Source organism: Streptomyces sp. P5F9, assembly GCF_057961495.1.
This window is the reverse complement of sequence record NZ_JBXVPZ010000524.1, coordinates 1-6,242: the sequence shown is the minus strand read 5'-3', so window position 1 is coordinate 6,242 and position 6,242 is coordinate 1. Positions and strand designations below refer to the sequence as shown.

The 6,242-nt window shown below is 74.4% G+C and carries 5 protein-coding genes and 1 pseudogene; all 6 read left to right on the top strand.

Annotation, left to right across the window (positions count from 1 at the left end; translation table 11 throughout):
• A pseudogene (locus AC31A1_RS44460) lies at nt 1-321 on the top strand (protein phosphatase 2C domain-containing protein); the annotation flags it as partial.
• 2 nt (nt 322-323) lie between these two features.
• Nucleotides 324-1,373: a protein kinase domain-containing protein gene (locus tag AC31A1_RS44455; protein ID WP_489658767.1), complete on the top strand. Its 1,050-nt coding sequence runs from the start codon at nt 324-326 to the stop codon at nt 1,371-1,373.
• A complete protein-coding gene (locus AC31A1_RS44450; protein WP_489658766.1) occupies nt 1,370-2,014 on the top strand; it encodes a 4Fe-4S single cluster domain-containing protein in 645 nt (214 codons plus the stop codon). The genes AC31A1_RS44455 and AC31A1_RS44450 overlap by 4 nt, the downstream gene beginning before the upstream one ends.
• Nucleotides 2,011-3,450: a hypothetical protein gene (locus AC31A1_RS44445; protein ID WP_489658765.1), complete on the top strand. Its 1,440-nt coding sequence runs from the start codon at nt 2,011-2,013 to the stop codon at nt 3,448-3,450. The genes AC31A1_RS44450 and AC31A1_RS44445 overlap by 4 nt, the downstream gene beginning before the upstream one ends.
• Nucleotides 3,447-5,423: an AAA family ATPase gene (locus AC31A1_RS44440; protein ID WP_489658764.1), complete on the top strand. Its 1,977-nt coding sequence runs from the start codon at nt 3,447-3,449 to the stop codon at nt 5,421-5,423. The genes AC31A1_RS44445 and AC31A1_RS44440 overlap by 4 nt, the downstream gene beginning before the upstream one ends.
• Nucleotides 5,424-5,427: 4 nt before the next feature.
• A partial coding sequence (locus AC31A1_RS44435) for an Hsp70 family protein (RefSeq protein ID WP_489658763.1) occupies nt 5,428-6,242 on the top strand: 815 nt, incomplete at its 3' end.

Sequence of the window (6,242 nt, the reverse complement as noted above, 5' to 3'; positions counted from 1 at the left end):
CCCACCGCTCCGCCCGCCTTCCTCTCCTCCCCCGGTGCGGCCCTGCGCCTGCGCACCTTCGTCGTCTGGGAACCGGAGCTCAGCGGCGTGGTCCTGGCCACCGACGGCTGCGCCGCCCTCTCCCTCGACCACCCCTCCGTCCGCCAACTCCCTCCAGAAGCAGGCCCCTTACCCGCCGAACGCTTCTTCGTCGGCCTCGCCGACACGCTCCGCGAGAACCACGGGGACGCCGAGCCCCTCCGACGCCGGCTCTCCGGACACGAAGCCGGCCGGACCGGTGACGATCTGACCCTCCTGTGCGCTCTCGTCGAAGGGAGGTGACCGTGGGACTGACGGTGGTGTCCCCGGGCGGGCACACATGGCGGCTCACCGAGCGGATCGGCAGCGGCTCGGAAGGCTTCGTCTACGGCGTCGACGACGCCCGCGCCCTCGTCGCGAAACTCGTCCCGGACCCGCCCGACCCCGAGGCCTACCGGCGTCGCGTGGCCCGCCTGGTGCGCCAGCGCCGCGAACCGCGCACCGTCGTCCTGCTCGCCGCACCCGTCCGGCTGGCCTGGCCGATGATCCCGGTCCGCACGGCAGGCGGCACCGGCACGGACCCCGTCGACGGGTACGTGATGGCCGACATGCGGCGCGCCTACCAGCCGTTCGGTCACCTCCTCACCACCTCCGCCCGCCGTGCCTTCCTGCCCCGGGCGACCTGGGCCACCGCCCTCCACGCCGCCCTCGCCCTCGCCCGGCTGCTGGGCGAACTGCACGCCGAGGGCTATGTGGTGGGCGACCTCAAGCCCGACAACCTCTGGGTCGACGAGAGCGGCCGGGTGGGTATGGCGGACGTCGACTCCTGGCATTTCACGGACGGCCGCGAGGTGTTCCCGGGCCGGATGCGCACCCCCGGCTACACAGCCCCCGAGCGGGTCGGCGCCCCCGCAGGCACACCACCGGACACCGCGTCCGACGATTTCGCCCTGGCCCTCCTGGTCCACCAGCTCCTCATGGCCGGCCTGCACCCCTTCGCCGGCCACCCGACGGACGGCAGCGACTATCTGTCGTACGACGACAACGCGCTGCACGGCCGCTGCCGGCTCACCGACCGTACGTCGGTGCTGCTGCCCCGCTCCGTGCCGCCCGCCGACCTGCTGCCGAGACGGCTCGTCGAGCTGTTCCGGAGGGCGTTCGCCAACCCGCTCCACCGCCCCACGGCGGCCGAGTGGGCCCGGGCGCTCGCGGCCGAGACGGCCCCCGGCCGGCTGAAGGTGTGCGCGGTGAACACCCGTCACGTCCACACCGTGGAACGGCCGTGGTGCCCGTGGTGCGACCAGGCCGAGCGGGGCGACGACAGCTACCCCGACGATCCGCAGGAGGAGGCATGACGACCGAACTCTCCGTCGCCCGGACCCTGGACCACTGCACCGTCCTCGGCCCCGGCAGCCGCGCCGTCATCTGGGTACAGGGCTGCCCGCTGCGCTGCCAGGGCTGTGTGGCCGCCCAGACCCTGCCCTTCGAGGGCGGCACCGCCCGGCCGGTCGCCGAACTCGCCGACTGGCTGGCCGGGTTGGACCGGATCGAGGGCGTCACGTTCTCCGGCGGTGAGCCGTTCAGCCAGGCCGGGGCGCTGGCCGAGCTGCTCGACGCGGTACGGGAGCGGCGCCCGGACTTCGGCGCGATGGCGTACTCCGGCTTCCGGCACGAGGTACTGCGGCGCGGCGACCCGGACCGGCTGGCCCTGCTGGCACGACTGGACCTGCTGGTCGACGGGCCGTACGTCGCGGCACGGCACGGCAGCCTGCGCTGGCGGGGCTCGGACAACCAGCGGCTGATCCCGCTCACCGACCGCTACACACGGGTCCTGGCCGAGCCGGACACCACCGCCGGGATCGAACTGTCGGTGGACGCCGACGGATCGGTCTCCTGGGCCGGGGTGCCGCCGACTCCCGGATTCCGGCAGGGACTTGAGGAACAGCTCGCGGCGCGGGGGTTCGTGCTGCACACCGAGGCACGGAGGGAACGATGAGCGGATCACCGAAGTACAGCAGCGTCCGCGTCGGCGCGGTGTACGCCCAGCGGGAGGCGGCGGAGCGCCGGCGCCGGGAGGCGGAGCGCCGGGCCAGGGAACACAGGCGGGCCGCCGAACGGGTCCGGCTGGCCCAGGAGGCGGCCGCCCGGCGGGACCGCGCCCGCGCCGAGACGGAGCGGCGCCGGGCCGAAGCCGCCCGCAGGGAAGCCGAGTTGACGGCCCGCAGGACGGCCGAGCAGGACGCCCGGCTGGCCCGGACGCAGGCGGAGCGGACCCGGGCCGACGAGCGCGCTCTCGTCGAGGTGCGGGAGCTGATCGCCGAGGCCCAGCGGTCCGGTGCCCGGGCCGACATCGGTTCCCTGGAGCGGCAGTTGGCCGGGCTGCGGGAGCGGGCCGCCCGGGGAGAGCCGCTCGGGGACGCGGTGGAGGAACTGCGCGGCCGGGCCGTGGGTCTGCGCACGGCGGCGGCCGGTCACCGTACGGACGACCGCGCCGCCGTCCTGGCCGGCCTGGAGCGCCGGTTCTCCGCCACCGGTCCGGACGGCGCCGCCCTGGACGCGGACGGACACCGGAGCTGCGCCGATCTGCTCGGCCGGCTGCGCGCGGCCACCGGCCCGGACGCACGGGTGCGTTTCGAAGCCCTGCTCGGCACGGTCGAACACGCACTCACCCGGCACGCGGCGACGGTCGCGGAGGCGGTGCGCGACGCGGAACAGCAGGCCCTCGCCGAAGCCGCGCGACAGGCCCGCGCGGAGCAGGAGCGCGCCGCGGCCGAGGCGGCGGAGCGCGAGCGCGCCGAGGCCCTGGAGGCGGCCCTCGCCGAGGCCGCCGAGCGGCTGGACGTCGTACGCCCGGCGGCCGCGGGTGTGGTGGACACGGCCGGCGGGCTCGGCGACCCGGACCTCGCCGACGAGATCGAGGGCGCGCTGCGCGCCGTCACGGAGGCACTGACCGCCCGCTCGGCGGCCGGGGCGCTGACAGCGGTCGCCGAACTGGAGGGAAGGCTCCCCGACGCGGAGGCCCGGCTGGACGAACTGGAGCTGGCCTACGACCGGCGCCGCGACCTGGTGGCGGCGCTCCGGGACGCCATGACCGACGAGGGGTTCGCCTTCGAGGGCGGCGAGGACGAGCGCGGCAGCTTCCGTCTGCACTTCGTCCGGCCGACCGGGGCGACGTACGAGACGACGGTCGCCAGCGAGGCCGACGGCACGCCGGTCCTCGTCTACCACGTGGAGGGCGAGCCCGATGTGACGCTGAGCGCCCCGCAGGACGAGCCGGTGTGCGACACCACGGAGGCGCTGCTGGAACGGGTGCACGAGGCACTCGGCGACGACGGCTTCGTACCGGGTGAGCTCACCTGGGACGGCAAGCCGCCGGGCCGGCGCGCCAAGCCGCTGCCCCGGGAGACGTCCTGGAGGTGGACGCAGCCATGAGCACGGTCGACTTCACCAAGAGCGAGGACGGCACGGGGCCCGTCACCGCCGACGGCATGATGCCCCTGTGGGCGGTGTCGCTCGGCTGGGAGCTGCGGCGCGGCCGGCAGGCGATCATCGACGGGCAGATCCGGGACCGCTGGTGGTTCGAGGACCGGCCCGCCTCCTTCCGGGAACTGGTCGCCGGGGTGCTGGAAGCGCGCGGCGCCGAGGTGGTGGGCTGGTGGGACCCGGTGGCCGGGCTCGGCTTCCCGCTGCCGGGCCACGCGGAGCGCTACGCCGAGCTGGAGGCGAACCGCACTCGGGCCGGCGGCGACCGGGGGGAACCGCGCCCCTGGGAGAACCGCGACGCACCCGCGGACGACGACGGGCAACAGGCCAACCCGCGTGCCCGGCGCGGCGCCGAGCGCGACCGCGACCGGTCGAACCTGCTCGCGCCCAGGGCCGCCGGCAGGCCGAGCAGCTTTGAGGACGTCGTGGCGACCGTGCACCGGCTGGTCGCCTCCCCCGACGCGGCCACCGCCTTCGTCTTCCAGGACGTCGACCACCAACTCCCGTCCGGCCAACCGGAGTCGCATCGCGGCTACCTCCGGCTGCGCGACGCGATGGCGGCCGCCGTGACGCCCCGCTCGACCCTGGAGGGCCGCCGCCCGCACGCCCGCAACGCCGTCCTGTGCGCGGTGGGCGACGTCGGCCGGCTGCCCGGCTGGTTCCACCTGGAGGACCCCCGGATCGCCACGCTGCACATCGGCCCGCCGGACCCGAGCGAGCGCCGCCTGTGGCTGACCTGGCTGCGCGACGAATTCAACGGCGCCACGGAGGCCACGCGCCCCGACATCGAGGCCCTGGTCGGCGCGACCGACGGCATGTCCGGCTGGGACATCGACGCGCTCGCCCGGACCTCATGGCTGCGCAACGCGCCCCTTCAGAAACCCGACAAGCTGCTGGAGCTGCACCGGCTCAACGTGAGCGTCGACCCGTGGACCCAGCTGGACCGGGAGACCGTCGCCCGCGCGGGCGGCGTCCTGGGCACCCGCGTGGTCGGCCAGTCCAAGGCCGTCGACGCGGTGGCCGCCGCGCTCCAGGCCGCCTTCGTGGGCATCGACTTCGGCGGCTCCGGCACCGCCCGCCCCCGGGGCGCGTTCTTCTTCGTCGGCCCGACCGGCGTCGGCAAGACCGAACTCGCCAAGGCGGTCGCCGAGTTGATGTTCGGCGACCAGAGCGCGTACGCCCGCTTCGACATGAGCGAGTACCAGCAGGAACACGCGGCCGAGCGGCTCGCGGGCGCACCGCCCGGCTACATCGGCCACGAACAGGGCGGCGAGCTGACCCGCCGGGTGCAGGAACGGCCGTTCAGCGTCCTGCTCTTCGACGAGATCGAGAAGGCGCACCCCCGGGTGCTGGACAAGTTCCTCCAGATCCTTGAGGACGGCCGCCTCACCGACGGCCGCGGCCAGACCGCGTACTTCTCCCAGTGCCTGATCATCTTCACCTCCAACACGGGCGCGGAGGCGGTCCCGGAACTGCTGTCCGAGGGCGGCGCGGAAATGCCGTACTCCGTCCTGGAGGAACACTTCACCCGCGCCGTGGAGGAGAAGTTCCGGACGATCGGCCGGCCGGAGATCTACGGCCGCCTCAAGCCGGGCGTGGTCGTCTTCGACATGCTGCGCCGCGAGCACATCGTGAAGATCGCCGACCGGCTGCTGGACCAGCTCACCGAGTCCGTCCGCGAACGCCACCAGGTCGAACTGGTCCCCGACACGGACACCCTGCACCCCTGGATCACCGAGCGGATGAGCGACCCGGAGCACCAGGCCTACGGCGGCCGCCAGATCCGCAACGAACTGGAGCGGCTGCGCGCCGCCGTGGTCGCCCACTTCCTGGCCCACCGCCCGGACCCGGGCAGCCGGATCCGGCTCGGCGTCGACGCCGACGGCACGCCGTGGGCCAGGACCGAGGAAGGGAACGGCTGAACACATGCTCGGCATCGCCATCGGCCACCACATCGCCCGTACCGGACGGCTCGACCCGGACGGCCGCCCGACCGTGACGGTGACGGACCTGGCCGGCACGGACGGAGTCGCCGACCCCGCCGCCGCACTGGCCACGCTCCTTGCCGGAACCCAGGACGAGGAGGCGGTGCTCGGCCTGCCCGCGTCCGCCGGCCGCGAGGCCGAGGCCCGCCTCCGCCGCGCCGCCGAGGACGCCGGCCTCCAGGTCCACAGGATCGTCCCGGAACCGGTCGCGGTGGCCCTGCACTACGGCGCGATCGCCGAGGGCGTCCACCGCACGGTCCTCGTCGTCGACCGGACCGCGGCCACCGTGGACCTGACGGTCCTCGCGATCACCCCGGACCTGACGGTACGCGTCGTCACCACCCGCACCGAGCAACTGTCCGACGCCCTCACCGCAATATCCCAGGAGCTGACCGACTCCACCCCGAACACGGTCCTCCTCTCCGGCGACCTGTACACAACACAGCCCCACCGCACGGCAATCGAGGACCTCGCCGAACCCCAGGGCGTACCGGTCCGCTGCACAACCCCGGAACTGGCCGTCGTACACGGCCTCCTACTCCTGGAGGACTTCGGCCTCCTCCGCCTGGCGACGGGCCCGGCCCCGACGGGGGCCCACTTCCCTCCTCCGTTGGAGGACCCGGAACCACGGCCCGGGCCAACTCCCATGGAGGATCCCGAACCAATAACCGCCGAACCCGACAACACCCTGAAGGGGCGCGGGGAACTGCGCGAGCAACCCCCACTCGGCCGCAGCGAACCACCCACCGCAACCAC